The sequence below is a fragment of the Aestuariicoccus sp. MJ-SS9 genome (genome assembly GCF_032586235.1).
Taxonomy (GTDB): Bacteria; Pseudomonadota; Alphaproteobacteria; order Rhodobacterales; family Rhodobacteraceae; genus Aestuariicoccus.
In genome coordinates this window covers 12,889-27,476 of sequence record NZ_JAWHTD010000001.1, presented here as the reverse complement: position 1 = coordinate 27,476, position 14,588 = coordinate 12,889, and the positions used below count along the sequence as shown (strand labels likewise).

General features: G+C 66.8%; 13 protein-coding genes. 5 read left to right on the top strand and 8 right to left on the bottom strand.

Annotation, left to right across the window (positions count from 1 at the left end):
• Window positions 1-4: 4 nt before the first annotated feature.
• Window positions 5-1,075, top strand: a complete 1,071-nt coding sequence (locus tag RXV88_RS00125; RefSeq protein WP_316289647.1) for a 5-(carboxyamino)imidazole ribonucleotide synthase — start codon at window positions 5-7, stop codon at window positions 1,073-1,075.
• A gap of 91 nt (window positions 1,076-1,166) precedes the next feature.
• Here RXV88_RS00125 and RXV88_RS00120 read toward each other — a convergent pair whose 3' ends face one another.
• The gene (locus RXV88_RS00120) at window positions 1,167-2,312 is read right to left on the bottom strand and encodes an alpha-D-ribose 1-methylphosphonate 5-triphosphate diphosphatase (RefSeq protein WP_316289646.1); all 1,146 of its coding nucleotides are present in this window, start codon (window positions 2,310-2,312) and stop codon (window positions 1,167-1,169) included.
• Window positions 2,302-3,066, bottom strand: coding sequence for an alpha/beta hydrolase (locus tag RXV88_RS00115; RefSeq protein ID WP_316289645.1), 765 nt, complete (start codon window positions 3,064-3,066; stop codon window positions 2,302-2,304). Before RXV88_RS00115 ends, RXV88_RS00120 begins: the two co-directional genes overlap by 11 nt.
• 61 nt (window positions 3,067-3,127) lie before the next feature.
• On the opposite strand from RXV88_RS00115, the gene RXV88_RS00110 reads away from it, so the two are divergent.
• Window positions 3,128-3,565 (top strand): NUDIX domain-containing protein, encoded by a 438-nt coding sequence (locus RXV88_RS00110; protein WP_316289644.1) that lies wholly within the window; start codon window positions 3,128-3,130, stop codon window positions 3,563-3,565.
• Here RXV88_RS00110 and RXV88_RS00105 read toward each other — a convergent pair.
• The 4 genes from RXV88_RS00105 to RXV88_RS00090 form a co-directional block, all read right to left on the bottom strand.
• Complete coding sequence (locus tag RXV88_RS00105; protein WP_316289643.1) at window positions 3,562-4,401, bottom strand: DMT family transporter; 840 nt, start codon at window positions 4,399-4,401, stop codon at window positions 3,562-3,564. The genes RXV88_RS00110 and RXV88_RS00105 overlap by 4 nt on opposite strands.
• A 38-nt stretch (window positions 4,402-4,439) precedes the next feature.
• On the bottom strand, window positions 4,440-6,077 hold the full coding sequence (locus RXV88_RS00100; RefSeq protein ID WP_316289642.1) for a metallophosphoesterase: 1,638 nt from the start codon (window positions 6,075-6,077) through the stop codon (window positions 4,440-4,442).
• Between the two features lie 153 nt (window positions 6,078-6,230).
• A complete protein-coding gene (gene groL, locus RXV88_RS00095; RefSeq protein ID WP_316289641.1) occupies window positions 6,231-7,874 on the bottom strand; it encodes a chaperonin GroEL in 1,644 nt (547 codons plus the stop codon).
• Window positions 7,875-7,961: 87 nt separating this feature from the next.
• The gene (locus RXV88_RS00090) at window positions 7,962-8,273 is read right to left on the bottom strand and encodes a co-chaperone GroES (RefSeq protein ID WP_316289640.1); all 312 of its coding nucleotides are present in this window, start codon (window positions 8,271-8,273) and stop codon (window positions 7,962-7,964) included.
• Window positions 8,274-8,631: 358 nt separating this feature from the next.
• Between RXV88_RS00090 and RXV88_RS00085 the strand changes: the two genes are divergently transcribed.
• Both RXV88_RS00085 and RXV88_RS00080 read left to right on the top strand, forming a co-directional pair.
• Window positions 8,632-10,248 carry a tyrosinase family protein gene (locus tag RXV88_RS00085; protein ID WP_316289639.1) on the top strand — a complete coding sequence of 539 codons (1,617 nt, stop codon included), beginning with the start codon at window positions 8,632-8,634 and terminating at the stop codon, window positions 10,246-10,248.
• A gap of 77 nt (window positions 10,249-10,325) precedes the next feature.
• Entirely contained in the window at window positions 10,326-10,661 is a 336-nt protein-coding gene (locus RXV88_RS00080) for a hypothetical protein (protein ID WP_316289638.1), read from the top strand.
• A gap of 36 nt (window positions 10,662-10,697) precedes the next feature.
• Here the strand turns inward: RXV88_RS00080 and RXV88_RS00075 are convergent, their stop codons facing one another.
• A complete protein-coding gene (locus RXV88_RS00075) occupies window positions 10,698-11,372 on the bottom strand; it encodes a DUF2161 domain-containing phosphodiesterase (protein WP_316289637.1) in 675 nt (224 codons plus the stop codon).
• Between the two features lie 75 nt (window positions 11,373-11,447).
• Here RXV88_RS00075 and RXV88_RS00070 point away from each other — a divergent pair, with 75 nt between their 5' ends.
• Entirely contained in the window at window positions 11,448-12,437 is a 990-nt protein-coding gene (locus RXV88_RS00070; protein WP_316289636.1) for a TraB/GumN family protein, read from the top strand.
• 4 nt (window positions 12,438-12,441) lie between these two features.
• On the opposite strand, the gene RXV88_RS00065 is transcribed toward RXV88_RS00070, so the two are convergent.
• The gene (locus tag RXV88_RS00065; RefSeq protein ID WP_316289635.1) at window positions 12,442-14,463 is read right to left on the bottom strand and encodes a M3 family metallopeptidase; all 2,022 of its coding nucleotides are present in this window, start codon (window positions 14,461-14,463) and stop codon (window positions 12,442-12,444) included.
• Window positions 14,464-14,588: the final 125 nt, after the last annotated feature.

Sequence of the window (14,588 nt, the reverse complement as noted above, 5' to 3'; positions counted from 1 at the left end):
CGCCATGACAGCCCCCCTGCCCCCCGGATCGACCATCGGTATCCTCGGCGGCGGTCAGCTTGGCCGCATGTTGTCGGTGGCGGCCAGCCGCCTAGGCTTCAAGTGCCACATCTACGAACCCTCCGCCGGATGCCCCGCCGGGCATGTGGCGCATCGGGTGACCACCGCGGCCTATGACGACGAGCCCGCCCTGCGCGCCTTCGGCCAGTCGGTCGATGTGATCACCTACGAGTTCGAGAATATCCCCACCGCGGCGCTCGACATCCTGCAATCGCTGCGCCCCATCCATCCCGGGCGCGAGGCGCTGCGCGTCAGCCAGGACCGCGTGACCGAAAAGAGCTTCCTGCGCGACCTCGGCCTTGCCACGGCCCCCTTCGCGGCGGTGGACGATGCTGACAGCCTTGAGGCCGCTATCGCCCAGACCGGCTTGCCCGCGATCCTGAAAACCCGCCGCTTCGGCTATGACGGCAAAGGGCAGGTTCGTCTCTCCACACCGGAAGACGCCGAAACCGCGCTTGACGAGATCGCCCACGCCCCGGCGATCCTCGAAGGCTTTGTCGATTTCACCCACGAGGTATCGGTCATCGCCGCCCGCGGCCAGGACGGCAGCGTCGCCTGCTACGACCCGGGCGAGAACGTCCACCGCGAGGGCATCCTGCGCACCACCACCGTACCCGCGACTTTGCGTCCGCAACAGCGCACCGACGCGGTGCTGCTGGCGGCCAAAATCCTCAACGCGCTGGATTACGTCGGCGTCATGGGGGTCGAGCTGTTCGTCACGCCCCAGGGTCTCATCGTCAACGAAATCGCCCCCCGCGTGCACAATTCCGGCCACTGGACCCAGAACGGCTGCGTGATCGACCAGTTCGAACAGCATATCCGCGCCGTGGCGGGCTGGCCGCTGGGCGACGGCAGCCGCCACACGGACGTGACCATGCAGAACCTCATCGGCGACGATGTGGATGACATCCCCGCGCTCGCCAAAGCGCCCGGCACGGCGATCCACCTCTATGGCAAGGCCGACACCAAGCCGGGCCGCAAGATGGGTCATGTGAACATCGTCAAGCGCGGATAGCGCACCGCCGACACAAGCGCCCGCCCGAGCGCCCTGCAAGGCAGGGCGTGAGATACACGGCGCGGCGCAGCCGCTCCTTTAAAATAAACCTCTAGGCCAGAAAGCGCGCCGCGACGGGGCCTGTGAGGAACGCCATTTCCCCTGCCGCAAGCGTCGCGACGATGCGGCGGCTGTCGCGTTCCATCACCACCAGATCGGCCCGTTGCCCGGGCAGCAGCGCCCCGCGGTCTTTCAGCCCCAGCAGCCGCGCCGGGCCGGACGACACCAGCGCCCAGGCCGCCGCTTCGTCGCACAGCCCCAGCTCGACCAGCCGCCAGGCCGCGCGGGCGGGCGACGGGTAATGGTAATCCGAGGCCAGCGCATCGCAGAGCCCCGCCGCCACAACCTCCAGCGCCGACACGTTGCCCGCATGGCTCGCCCCGCGCACCACGTTGGGCGCGCCCAGAACGACGCTGTCGCCGCCCGCGCGCGCCGCCTCGGCCGCCTCCAGCGTTTCGGGGAATTCCGACACATACACGCCGCGCGCGCGCCAGGTCTCCCGCGCCGCGCCCGTGCGGTCGTCATGGCTGCCCATGGCCACCCCGCGCGCCGCCAGGTCATGACAGAGCGCGTCCAAAGCCGCCGGCACCTCATCGCTGCGCGCGTGCAGCGCCTGCATCATCGCCAGATGCGCCTCGGGGTTGCGCCCGCTTTTCAGCGCCTGCCCCACCAGCCGAGGCGGCTTGCGCCCCTCGGCCAGACGCCCGTGCGGCAGGTGATCGTTGAACACTACATAACCGATGCCCCAGCGCGCCACGGCCTCCGATGCCTGCGGGAAATCGTCCAGCATATGCGTCTCCAGCCGCATCTGCAGACGCAGGTCCACCGGCACCTGCGGCGCCACGCGCGCGACCGAGGCAAAGACGCTGCGGGCAAAATCCGGCCCGCGCATGCCGCCTTCCCAGCTCCAGAATTGCGCCAGGCAGGCGGTGGTGATGCCGTTGGCCGCCAGTTCAGAGGCGCAGGCCACCACGCCCGCATCCTCTTCGCGCAGCGCGCCGCGTCGGGGCGCCATGTGACGCTCGAACCCGTCGCCATGGGCATCCACGATACCCGGCAGCACGTCATAGCCGCTCAGATCCACCGCCCGGCCCGCGGCATCGTCCACGATCCGCCCGCCCGCCACGGCCAAAGGCGCTGGGTCCCAGCCGCCGGGGCGCAGCACCCGCGCGCCGGTCAGTGTGAGGTCAATCGGCATCTTCCGCCTCGGGGCAGAGCCCGATCAGGCAGGCCAGCTCCTGCGCGGTAAAGACGGTGGTCCAGTCCAGCGACGGATCGAACCGGCCTTCGCGCAGGAACAGCAGCACCTGCGCGATCACCGACGGGGCCTGCATGATGAACGTATGCGTCACCGGCAGCGTAAGATGCGCCGACATGCCCGCGACCTTTGTCGATTCGACCGACACCTTGCCGTCGTCCTCCCCCGGAATGATCTGCGAAAACACCGGGTTCAGCGACCGCGATCCCGCCACCACCCCCAGGTCGTAATCCACCCGCGGCAGCAGGCTCGGCAAGTCGTCGAACCCGGTGCCAAGCTGCATCCCCGCCGGCCCGTTCAACCATTCGAAAAGCTCGAGCCCGCCCAGTTCGTCCACCAGTTCGCTGCCGTGGTTCGGCGGCGCCAGCATGACCACCCGCCCCATGTTCTCCGGTCGGTTTTCCGTCAGCCAGACCCGCAGCAGGATGCCGCCCATCGAATGGGTCACGAAATGCACCTTGTCCTCACCACATTCCGCCACCGCCTGCGGCAGGGTCTGTTCCACCAGCACCTGAATCCGCGCCTTGGTCGAGGCATAGCCCGGCACGACGGTGCGATAGCCCTTCATCTTGAGCACCTCGTCCATCAGCACAAAGGAGAACTCGGTGCGCGCCAGCCCGTGCAGCAGGATCACGCAATCCGCCCGCGCGGGCAGAGCGATCAGCGACAGGCAAAAGGCGAGTATCAGGCGCATGACACTTGAGATAAGCCCGATCCCCGTCCTAAGAAAGACCATTCGCATGAAAGGCTCCGCGATGTCGCCACGTCTCGCCGTCCGCGCCGTGCTTGTGCACGACGACCGCCTGCTTCTGGTCAACGCCTATCCCGGCGACCGGAGCGACCTCTGGTGCGCGCCCGGCGGCGGCGTCGAGAAGGGCGCGTCGCTGCCCGACAACCTGCGCCGCGAGGTGCATGAGGAATGCGGGCTCCGCATCGACGTTGGGCCCTTGTGTCTGGTGAACGAGTTCCACGACCCCGAGCGCGGCTTTCATCAGGTCGAGGTGTTCTTTCGCTGCACCCTCCTCGGCGGGGCGCTGTCGGACGATTGGCGCGATCCGGAAAACGTGGTAAATCGCCGCCGGTTCTTTGACCGCGCGGCGCTGGCGGGCATCCGGCTCAAGCCGGACGCGTTGCGCGATCTCGCCTGGGACACATCCGTGCGTTACGACCCGCTGGAACGGATCGTGCCCTAGCGCCGTCCAGCCAGAACCGACAGGCCGACACCGCCCAGCACCAGAACCGCCGCCAGTACGAAATCCAGCGTCAGCGCCTCGGACAAAAAGAGCATACCGCCCGCCATGGCGATCACCGGCACCGTCAGCTGCGCCACCGCCGCGCTGGACGCGGCGAGCTTCGGCAGGACGCTGTACCACAATGCGTATCCCAGCCCCGAGGTGACCGCACCCGACAGCACCGCCAGGGCCAGCCCCGCGGCGTCCCAGGCCGCGCCCGGCATCAGCGCCAGCCCAAGCACCAGCCCGACAGGTGCGGCGAACACGAAATTCGCGGCCGTGGCCATCAGCGGATCGGAGGCCCTGCGCCCGGCCAGCGAATAGACACCCCAGCCGACGCCCGCAATGGCCATGGCCAGCCCGTGCGGCACGCTGATCTGGACGCCTGCGCGCGGCCAGAGCAGCCACACCAGCCCGCCAAAGGCCAGCGCCGCGCCCAGCCAGCGCAGGACCGGCGGGCGCTCGCCGCCCAGCAGGCCGCCCGCGAACATGGTGATCTGCACCACGCCGAACAGGATCAGCGCCCCCACCCCGGCATCAAGCCGAAGGTAAGCCCATGAAAACGCGAATATATATGCCAGAAGCCCGCCGACACCCGCGACCCGCGCAGGCCCGCCCAGCCTGAGGCCGCCGCGCGCGATCACGACCAGCGCCGCCAGCATCGCCGCCCCGGCCACCAGCCGCACGGCGCCAAAGACAAGCGCGTCCATCCCGCCTCCGGCCAGCGCCATCCGGTTCAGGATCGAGTTGGCGGCAAAGGCCACCATGGTCAGGGCGGTGAGCAGAAAGAGACGCATGCCCTCACCTTGCCCCGCGCCCCCGCCGGGCAAAAGCCCTAATTCGCGAAGACGTCGCAATCCGCGGCGGTCCCGCCCTGGGGCACCTTGGACAGATACCATTGCGGGGTCACCTCCCAGCCGCTTTGCGGCCCGCCGGGGCCTGCGCTGGCCGCGTCGCGGGTCAGCAGCAGAAAGCCATAGGCCCGTGCGGTCTGGGTGGTGGCGGTGACATCGTCGCGCCCCATCACCAGATCGTCGGCAAAGCTCGTGCCGCAGCTGCGCAGCCCGCTTTCATCGTTCGCAAAGGCCGGCAGCCCGTCGCTGTCCATACGCACACCGCCATGCCCGGCGACATAGACATCGGTCAGAACCTCCGGCCCCAGCCCCTTGGCGCTCAGCGCCAGATGCTGGAATAGATGCTGGTGCCCGCTCAGCACCATGTTTGGCCAGCACGAGGCGCCCGCCGCGCAACCGGTCTGCACAGCGGCGTTGATGGCCTCCAGATTGAGGTCGTCGCCGATATGACGGCCGCCTCTGATGCTGTAATATTCGTTCTTCACTGCCGGGTAATGCGTCACCCACAGCTTGTCGCGGCCCTTGGCCGCCGCCGGGTCGTAGCGGCCATTTTCGCGCGCCATGCCGGTGTCGCCGGAATCGATCATCCAGACGGTATAGGGGCTGGCCGTGCCGTTGCGCGGCGCGACGGTGAATCGCCAACTGGCCACCGACCAGCCGGTATCGGGCAGATTGCGGGCGCCGCAGAACGTCTCGTCGCCGGAATGAAACAGCGCCAGCCAGCCCGGACCGAACCAACCGAAGTCACAGACCTCGTGGTTGCCCCGGCCAAAGGCGAAGGGCGCCGTCAGCAAGAGCGGCTGAACCGGCAGCAGGAATTCCTGGAACCAATATTCCAGGCGATCCTGCCCGGCACCGGATTTCCAATAGGGCTGCTCCTCGAAGAAATAATGATAATCTCCGCCGTGCATCACGAAATCCGGCTCTAGCGCCGCCGCCTGCCAGGCGTGCCGGTTGAGCGGCCAGGATTGGTCGGTCGCGTCCGGCGTGCTCTGCGGCGCGATCACGTCACAATCCTGCCAGTTGCGGCTGGACGTGTCGGGCGCGCCAGAGCCGGTGGTCGCCTCTTCGCCGCGGCAGCCGCTGTCGGACAGGAACACCGCGCGCAGGGCGTCGCCGCCCGCTGCTTTGGCGCCAAAGGCCGCGGGCCCGGGCATACGCGCAACCGGCGCGGGCTGGCCTGCGTAAAAACGCGGGTCGTGATAGAGCGGCGCAAACGCACCGTTCAGCCGGATCCCCACCTCGGCCGCGCCCGGATCGAGCGGCGTGGTGCAGACCGACGCGCTGTACACCGTCTGGCGGTCTTCGGTGCGGCCTTTCATCTCGGCCCGAAGCGACGGCGCGGTCCCCGCCGTCGCCCCGACAAGGCTCATTCCCGGCGCGGCACAGCGGTCGGCGGCTGCCAGACCCGGCGCATGCACGACATAACGGAGCTCGGTCAGGGGCGCGCCCGGTGTATGGCCCGGCGGATCGGGCAGAATCTGCTGCCACATCGCCAGGACCTGAAGGTTCTGCAGATCGGGGTCCGGCACATGAGCGACCGGAACGCCGCCCTCTTGCGCGGCAGAGGCGCCAGCCCCAAGCCCGCAGGCCAAAAGGCCAGCCATCAGAATGCGCATGATCAACTCCTCAATGAAATATGACCCGCAGAATTCCCGCCAAAGAGGTGCGTGTCAAAAGAAAAAGGGGCCGCCGGATGGCAGCCCCTTCATTGTTGTCGCAAGCGATGTATCGCCCGGCATCCCGCGCCCCGAAGGACGCGTACGCGGGTCTTACATCATGCCGCCCATGCCGCCCATGTCGGGCATGCCGCCGCCGGCGGCCCCGCCATCCTTGGAGGGCTTGTCGGCCACCATCGCTTCGGTGGTGATCAGCAGACCGGCCACCGATGCGGCGTCTTCCAGCGCGGTGCGCACGACCTTTGCGGGGTCGATGACGCCAAAGCCGAACATGTCGCCATATTCATCGGTCTGGGCGTTGTAGCCGAACTTCAGATCGTTGCTTTCGCGGATCTTGCCGGCCACGACCGACCCGTCCACACCGGCGTTCTCTGCGATCTGACGCAGCGGCGATTCAAGCGCCTTGCGAACGATCAAGATACCGGCGTTCTGGTCGCTGTTGGCGCCTTCCAGTCCGTCGAGCGCCTTGGCGCCCTGAACCAGGGCGACGCCGCCGCCGACCACGATGCCTTCCTGAACGGCGGCACGGGTGGCGTTCAGCGCGTCGTCGACGCGGTCCTTACGTTCTTTCACTTCGACTTCGGTCATGCCGCCGACGCGGATGACGGCAACGCCGCCGGCCAGCTTGGCCACGCGTTCCTGCAGCTTTTCGCGGTCGTAGTCCGAGGTGGTTTCCTCGATCTGGTTGCGGATCTGGGCGACGCGCGCTTCGATCTCGGCCTTCTCACCGGCACCATCGACGATGGTGGTCTCGTCCTTGGTGATCGAGACCTTCTTGGCGGTGCCAAGCATGTCCATGGTCACGTTCTCGAGCTTCATGCCGAGGTCTTCGCTGATCACCTGACCGCCGGTCAGGATCGCGATGTCCTGCAGCATGGCCTTGCGGCGATCGCCGAAGCCCGGTGCCTTGACGGCTGCGATCTTGAGACCGCCGCGCAGCTTGTTGACCACGAGGGTGGCCAGCGCTTCGCCTTCCACGTCCTCGGCGATGATCAGCAGCGGCTTCTGCGACTGGATCACGGACTCGAGCAGCGGAACCATCGGCTGCAGCGACGACAGCTTCTTCTCGTGCAGCAGGATCATGCAGTCGTCGAGCTCTGCGATCATCTTGTCTGCGTTGGTCACGAAATAGGGGCTCAGGTAGCCGCGGTCGAACTGCATGCCCTCGACCACGTCGGTCTCGGTCTCGAGGCCCTTGTTCTCTTCGACGGTGATGACACCCTCGTTGCCGACCTTCTGCATCGCGTCTGCGATCTGACGGCCGATTTCGGCCTCGCCGTTGGCCGAGATGGTGCCGACCTGCGCAACCTCTGCGCTGTCGTTCACGGGGCGTGCGGCGGCCTTGATGGCGTTGACGACCTTATGCGTGGCCAGATCGATGCCGCGCTTCAGGTCCATCGGGTTCATGCCGGCGGCAACCGCCTTCATGCCTTCCTTGACGATGGCCTGGGCCAGAACCGTCGCGGTGGTGGTGCCGTCACCGGCTTCGTCGTTGGTGCGGCTGGCGACTTCTTTCACCATCTGCGCGCCCATGTTCTCGAACTTGTCCTCAAGCTCGATTTCCTTGGCGACAGAGACACCGTCCTTGGTGATGCGCGGCGCGCCGAACGACTTGTCCAGCACCACGTTGCGGCCTTTGGGGCCCAGCGTCACCTTCACGGCATCGGCCAGGATGTTCACGCCCTTGAGCATACGAGTGCGGGCGTCGGTATCGAATTTAACGTCTTTTGCAGACATGTCCGATCTTCCTTATCTTGAATTGCGTTCACGTAGGGTGCGCATTCATGCGCACCGCTCGGACGTTTCGGTTGGATCAGGGTCCGGTCAGGCAGCCTTGGCGGCTGCGGAATCCTCGATGATCCCGAGGATGTCGGATTCCTTCATGATCAGCAGCTCTTCGCCGTCGATCGTGACTTCGGTGCCCGACCACTTGCCGAACAGGATCTTGTCACCGGCCGAAACGGCCATCTCGATCAGTTCGCCGCTGTCCTTGCGTGCGCCTTCGCCACAAGCGACAACGATGCCCTCGGCGGGCTTTTCCTTGGCACTGTCGGGGATGATCAGACCACCCTTGGTCTTTTCGTCGCTTTCCACGCGACGCACAAGCACGCGGTCATGAAGCGGTTTGAATGCCATCTTTGCAGCTCCTTGGCTCAAAGTTTTTCCCAATGGTCCCGCCGATCTCCGGCGGACCGTTAGCACTCACCTCGTTCGAGTGCTAACGGCGTGTAGCTAAGGACAGGCCCGAGTCGTGTCAACATGGCATCCACAAAAATTTTGCGCATATTCACGACCCGCACCGCAGCCCCCGGGAATTTTTCGCTTACCGCACGCCTTTTCCGTGTTATACTTAAAGGTGTATTTCAAATTTCCAACTCCCGCACCTCGGGGCCGGGCGTCGGAAAACCCTATTTCCGCCAGGCGCGACCACGCGGCGCAATTCCAACCATCCCAATGGGGCAGCAGACCCCAATCATACTTCAGGAGATTGACCATGACAGACATCCCCCACCTCAAGACCACCCGCCGTTCCGTCCTCCGTGGCGCGCTTGCCGGCTCCGTCGCACTGGCCGCCCCGGCGCTGCTGTCTGCCCAGGGCACCTATGCCGGTATCCGCAAGAACGTCATGGCCAAGGACGCGCAGGAAGACGTCGACAGCTACCGCGCAGGCGTCGCGGAGATGCTCAAGCTCGACCCGGACCATCCGCACAACTGGTATCGTAACGCCTTCATCCACCTGCTGGATTGTCCGCATGGCAACTGGTGGTTCTTCGTCTGGCACCGTCCGTTCCTGGCCTATTTCGAACACAAGATCCGCATCCACAGCAAGAACCCCGAATTCTCGCTGCCCTATTGGGACTGGTCGACCGAACAGCGCCTGCCCGCGGCCATGTTCGGCAGCGACAATGCTCTCGACCCGACCAGCAGCCATTTCCCCGCCGACTGGGCCAGCTTCGCCGCCGATTACGAGGACGCCACCCGCGCCTACTGGGAAAGCTTCGATGACGCCCAGCTCGCGCAGGAGACGATCCGCGGCAACACCGGCTTTGACATGTTCTGGAACGGCTGGGGCGGCAGTGTGCAGGCCAATTTCGCCACGCCCCGCTCCATCGGGCGCACCAAGACCGCGCAAAACCCGGATCTGACCGATCGCGCGCTCGAATTCGTCCAGCCCGAGATCGTGCTCGGCGGGCTCAAGCCCGAGATCTTCGTCAAACCGGCCCCGAACGATCCGTCTTCGGCCTTCAATAGCCCCAAGGCCCCGAACCATCATCGGGGGATGCGCGGTTCCGCCGTGATCGAGGGCCAGCCCCACAACCAAGTGCACAACAACACCGGGGGGATCATGCCGACGCTGCTTTCGTCGATCGACCCGCTGTTCTACCTGCACCACGGCAACATCGACCGGCTGTGGGACATCTGGACGCGCAAACAGACCAAGCTGGGCCTATCCGCCCTGCCCCTGCCCGCCGACGCCCCGGCCTTCAATCGCGAGCCGTTCCTGTTCTTCATCGACGGCGACGGCAACAAGGTGACCCAGGACACCACCGCGGGCGATTACATGGACATCGGGCGCTGGGGCTACAGCTATACCCGCGCCACCGGCGAAGAGCTGGTCGACGCGCCGCCCCGCGCGCTGATGGTGGCCACAAACAATGCCTCGAACGTGCGCACCGAGGCCTTCAGCGCCTTCAACGCGGGCATCGCCGGTGTGGCGCTGAACGAGGCGTTCACCAACACCCTCACCGCCCCGATGAGCCAGGTGCGCCACATCGCGCATATCACCTTCGTGCCGCCCGAAAACGTTCAGGGCCTGCGGTTCAACTTCTTCATGGCGCCTCAGGGCGACACACCCCAGACCGCGCCCGACAGCCCGGATCTGGCCGGGTCGTTCGAGTTCTTCGGCGTGGTCCATTCCCACAGCGATCCTTTCACCGTCTCCATCGACATCACCGAGGCGCTGAACCGGCTCGAGGCGACCGGCACGCTGGTGCCCGGCGGCGAGCTGACCTTCGCCATGGCCGCAGCAGAGGTCGATCCGTCGAAACGGCTGGACTCCGCCGGCGCCATCGCCGGACAGTTGATTTCGGTCGATGTCGAGGCCATCTGAATGGGGTGAAACCCCTTGCCCTCATAACCTGCATCGCGGCCCTTGGCGGGGCCGCGATCCTTTGGTCCTCGCTTCCCATGGCGCAGACAGCACCTGACGACGGTATGGCCCCGGCTCAGCTCAGCCTGACCGTGCCGCCGCATGACGACCCGCTGACCGTCGAGGTGATCACCGGCGCGCTGCCCAACGGGGCCGAGTTGATCCTCGTCGCGCCCGACGGGCGCATCGTCGGCGGGGTGGCGTTTTTCGGCCAGCTCAATCCGGCGGACGAGCAATATCACCAGATCCTGCTGCCCCGCGATGCGCTTATGGAAGGCGAGACAACGCTGACCGGTATCGTGAAGACACCAGAGGGCGACCGCCCCGCCGGACCCGACGATCTGCGCGGCATCCGCCTGCTGGACCAGCCCTGAGCGATGTGCCCCGGGGCCGCGCCGCCGCGCCCAGCCTCAGCCGTCCTCCCAGCTTCCGGCCCAATGCACCAGCCCGGCGCGGCCCGTGTCGGTCAGCGCATAGAGCCCGGTGCCGACGCGGTCGAACCAGCCGTAATGGTTGTCGCGCATCAGCGTCGTCGCCCTGGCAATGCCGGTGGCCCGGGCCACCTCCGCCCCCTTGCAGGGCGCTTGCGCCTCGGCCAGATGCGCGGCGCAGGCCAACGCATCCTGGCGGTAGGCGGTGACGATCCCGTGCCGTGTAGCACCCCCGTCGTTCGGATCGCCCCGCAACCGCTCGAACTCGCGCAAGAGCCTTGCGGCCTTTTGTGGGTTCCGGCGCAGGCGTGCCGCGCCCGGATCGCATTGCACCTCGGCCCGCCCGTCGGCGCGCACGGTGATGAACCCCAGCCCCAGCCGCCGGCACATCGCCAGATTGTCCTTGAGCGCCCGTTTCGCCGTCTTCCCGGTCGGGCGCGGCACCGCGATGTAGACATGCTCGCTCAGCGTCAGCCGCGCCACCGCCTGATGATAGAGCGCCAGGGTGATCCGCAGCTTCAGCTCGACGATCACCGGCGGCTCGCCGCCACGCACCGCCACCAGGTCGGCCGCGCCGACCTCGCCCTTGACGGCATAGCCCTGCCGCTGCAACAGCGCCTTGACCGGCGCATAAAGATCGCTTTCCCGCTGCATGGGCTGAATCATCGCCTGCGCCCTTGCCGGTGTCCATCACCCGGCCTACCGTCCCTGCAAACGCATGAGGCATGAATGACACGTTTCCTGACGGCCTGTCTGATCTGGGTCCTGGCCAGCGCTGCATCCGCGCAATGCACCGGCACCGATCTGCGGCCCACCCTGACCGGGGCCGAACGCACCGAGCTGACCGCAGCCACCGCCGCCGCGCCCTATACCAGCGGCAACCACTGGCGGGCCGAGCGTGACGGCGAGGTGCTGCATGTCATCGGCACGATGCATCTGGGCGATCCCCGCCTCGACGGCCCGACAGCACGGCTGGCACCCGTGGTCGAGAACGCCGCCCTGCTGCTGCTCGAAATCACCAAGGCCGAGGAGAAAGAGCTGCAAAAGGCCATCGCCACAGATCCGGGCATGATCACCCTGCGCGACACCAGCCTGCCCGAGCTGATGGACGCCGCCGCCTGGCAGACCCTGGCCGAGGCCGCCGCCGAACGCGGCCTGCCCGCCTTCATGGCGGCCAAGTTCCAGCCCTGGTATCTGTCGATGCTGCTGGCCCTGCCCCCCTGCATGAGCGCCATGGCGCAAGAGGCCGACGGGCTGGACGCCCGGCTGCAAAAGCTGGCGCGCGAAAATGGCGTGCCCACCCGGTCGCTGGAACCTTACGACACGATCTTCCGGCTCTTCACCGCGACGCCGCTGGAAGAACAGATCGACATGCTCGGTACCGCGATCCTGCCGCCGGGTGCCGCCGAGGATCAGTTCGCCACTCTGCTCGCCGCCTATTTCGAAGAGGCGCATTACGAAAGCTGGATCGCCTCGCGCATCCTCGCCCGCCGCGACGCACCCGCGCCCCCGGCCGAGATGGACGCGTCGTTCGACCGGATGGAGCAGGTGATGCTGACGGCCCGCAACCAGGCCTGGATCCCGGTGATCACCGACGCGCTCGACACAACCGAAGGCACCGTGGTCGCTGCCTTCGGCGCGGGGCATCTGGGCGGGCCGGGCGGCATCCTGAACCTGCTGGACGAAGCGGGCTTTACCCTGACCCGCCAGCCGTTCTGACCGCTCAGGCCGCCAGCCCGCGCCCTTTCAACAACGCCTCGACCCCGGGCATCCGTCCCCGGAATTCGACGTAAAGCTCTTCGGCCTCGCGCGATCCGCCCGCCGACAGGATGAACCGTTCCAGCCGCTCGGCCGTTGCCGGGTCGAACGCCCCGCCCGCCTCTTCGAAGGCCTCGAAGGCGTCGGCGTCCATCACCTCGGACCACATGTAGCTGTAATAGCCGCTGGAATAGCCGTCGCCCGCAAAGACATGGGCGAAATGCGGCGTGGCGTGGCGCATGACGATCGCCTCGGGCATGCCCAGTTCGTCGAGAACCTCGGCCTGTTTCGCCATCGGATCGGCGGGCGCTTCGCCTTCGTGAAAGGCCAGATCGACCAGCGCCGAGGCGACATATTCCACGGTCTGGAACCCCATGTCGAAGGTCGCCGCCCCCAACACCTTGTCCAGCAGCGCCTTGGGCATCGGCTCGCCGGTTTCGGCATGGGTGGCGAATTCGGCCAGCACCTCGGGCACCTCCAGCCAGTGTTCGTAAAGCTGGCTGGGCAGCTCGACGAAGTCGCGCGCCACCGAGGTCCCCGCGACCGACCCGAAATCCACATCCGACAGCATCTGATGCAGCGCATGGCCGAATTCGTGGAAGAGCGTGCGCGCGTCGTCATAAGACAAAAGCGCGGGCTGCCCCTTGGAAGGCTTGGCAAAGTTGCAGACGTTCACCACGATGGGCGTCTTGGCCAGCGGCCGCCGCGCCTGCATCCGGAAGGCCGAACACCACGCCCCCGAGCGTTTCGACGCCCGCGCAAAGTAATCCCCGATGAAGACCGCCAGATGTTCGCCGTTCCGCGTCACCTCCCAGGCGCGCGCATCCGGGTGATAGAGCGGCGCGTCCAGCGGCCGGAACTCCAGCCCGAAAAGCCGGTTGGAACAGGCGAAGGCCGCCTCGATCATGCGCTCCAACTGCAGATAGGGCTTCAGCTCGGCCTCATCGAGATCGTGCAGCGCCTTGCGCCGTTTCTCGGCGTAATAGCGCCAGTCCCAGGCCTGCAACGGCCCGTTGACGCCGTCGGCCTGCATCATCTCTTCCATCTCGGCGGCGTCGGCCATGGCCTGCGCCCGCGCCGGTTGCCAGACCTGCATCAAGAGATCGCGCACCCGTTCGGGGCTGCCGGCCATTTCGGTTTCCAGCTTGTAGGTGGCGAAATCGGGGTAGCCCAGCAGCTTCGCCCGCTCCTCGCGCAGCGCCAGCACCTCGGCGGCGATGCCGCGGTTGTCGGTCTCGCCGCCGTTCTCGCCCCGGCTGGTCCAGGCGCGCCAGGCCTTTTCGCGCAGATCGCGGCGCGGCGAGAATTGCAGAAAGGGCACGATCAGCGACCGCGACAGCGTGACCACCGGGCCGGGCTGATCCAGCGCCTCTCCGGCCGACCGCGCCGCGTCGACGACAAAGCCCGGCAGACCCTCCAGATCGGCCTCGGCCAGCGGCATGAACCACTTCGCCTCGTCCTTCAGCAGGTTTTGCGTGAAGGACGTGCCCAGCACCGCCAGCCGCGACTTGACCTCGGCCATCCGGTCGGCCGCGTCGCCCTCGAGCGCCGCGCCTGCCCTGACAAAGCCGCGATGCGTGAGGTAAAGCACCCGCGCCTCCTCGTCGCTCAGCCCCAGGCTGTCGCGCCGGCCCCACAGGTCGCGGATGCGCGCGAACAGCGCCTTGTTGGAAAAAATGGCCGAGGAATGCGCCGAAAGCTTCGGCGAAAACGCGCGCTGCAAATCCTGCCTTTGCGGGTTGCTGTCCGACCCGGCGACGTTGAAGAACACCGAAAGCACCTTGTCCAGCGCAGCCCCCGCGCCTTCCAGCGCCATGATCGTGTTGTCGAACGTGGGCGGCTCGGGGTTTGAGGCGATCACGTCCACCTCGGCCATATGCCGCGTCAACGCCTCTTCGAAGGCGGGCGCGAAATGGTCGTCCTCGATCCGGTCGAACGGCGGCAGCTCGAACGGCGTCTCCCAGGGGTCCAGCAGCGGGTTGGTCATGCACATCTCCTCTTTGACACATTAGCTAGGGCGACGCCCGGGTGACTGCAATGACCGGATTGGCCTGACGGCTTTTGACCGACCGGCGCGCAGCGATGCCGCATGGCCGTCTATTGCGAGGTCGC

Excerpts from the sequence above, each read along its gene's own strand:
- RXV88_RS00125 (WP_316289647.1), top strand. The coding sequence starts at position 5 with ATGACAGCCCCCCTGCCCCCCGGATCGACCATCGGTATCCTCGGCGGC.
- RXV88_RS00120 (WP_316289646.1), bottom strand. The coding sequence starts at position 2,312 with ATGCCGATTGACCTCACACTGACCGGCGCGCGGGTGCTGCGCCCCGGC.
- RXV88_RS00115 (WP_316289645.1), bottom strand. The coding sequence starts at position 3,066 with ATGCGCCTGATACTCGCCTTTTGCCTGTCGCTGATCGCTCTGCCCGCG.
- RXV88_RS00110 (WP_316289644.1), top strand. The coding sequence starts at position 3,128 with ATGTCGCCACGTCTCGCCGTCCGCGCCGTGCTTGTGCACGACGACCGC.
- RXV88_RS00105 (WP_316289643.1), bottom strand. The coding sequence starts at position 4,401 with ATGCGTCTCTTTCTGCTCACCGCCCTGACCATGGTGGCCTTTGCCGCC.
- RXV88_RS00100 (WP_316289642.1), bottom strand. The coding sequence starts at position 6,077 with ATGCGCATTCTGATGGCTGGCCTTTTGGCCTGCGGGCTTGGGGCTGGC.
- groL (WP_316289641.1), bottom strand. The coding sequence starts at position 7,874 with ATGTCTGCAAAAGACGTTAAATTCGATACCGACGCCCGCACTCGTATG.
- RXV88_RS00090 (WP_316289640.1), bottom strand. The coding sequence starts at position 8,273 with ATGGCATTCAAACCGCTTCATGACCGCGTGCTTGTGCGTCGCGTGGAA.
- RXV88_RS00085 (WP_316289639.1), top strand. The coding sequence starts at position 8,632 with ATGACAGACATCCCCCACCTCAAGACCACCCGCCGTTCCGTCCTCCGT.
- RXV88_RS00080 (WP_316289638.1), top strand. The coding sequence starts at position 10,326 with ATGGCGCAGACAGCACCTGACGACGGTATGGCCCCGGCTCAGCTCAGC.
- RXV88_RS00075 (WP_316289637.1), bottom strand. The coding sequence starts at position 11,372 with ATGCAGCGGGAAAGCGATCTTTATGCGCCGGTCAAGGCGCTGTTGCAG.
- RXV88_RS00070 (WP_316289636.1), top strand. The coding sequence starts at position 11,448 with ATGACACGTTTCCTGACGGCCTGTCTGATCTGGGTCCTGGCCAGCGCT.
- RXV88_RS00065 (WP_316289635.1), bottom strand. The coding sequence starts at position 14,463 with ATGACCAACCCGCTGCTGGACCCCTGGGAGACGCCGTTCGAGCTGCCG.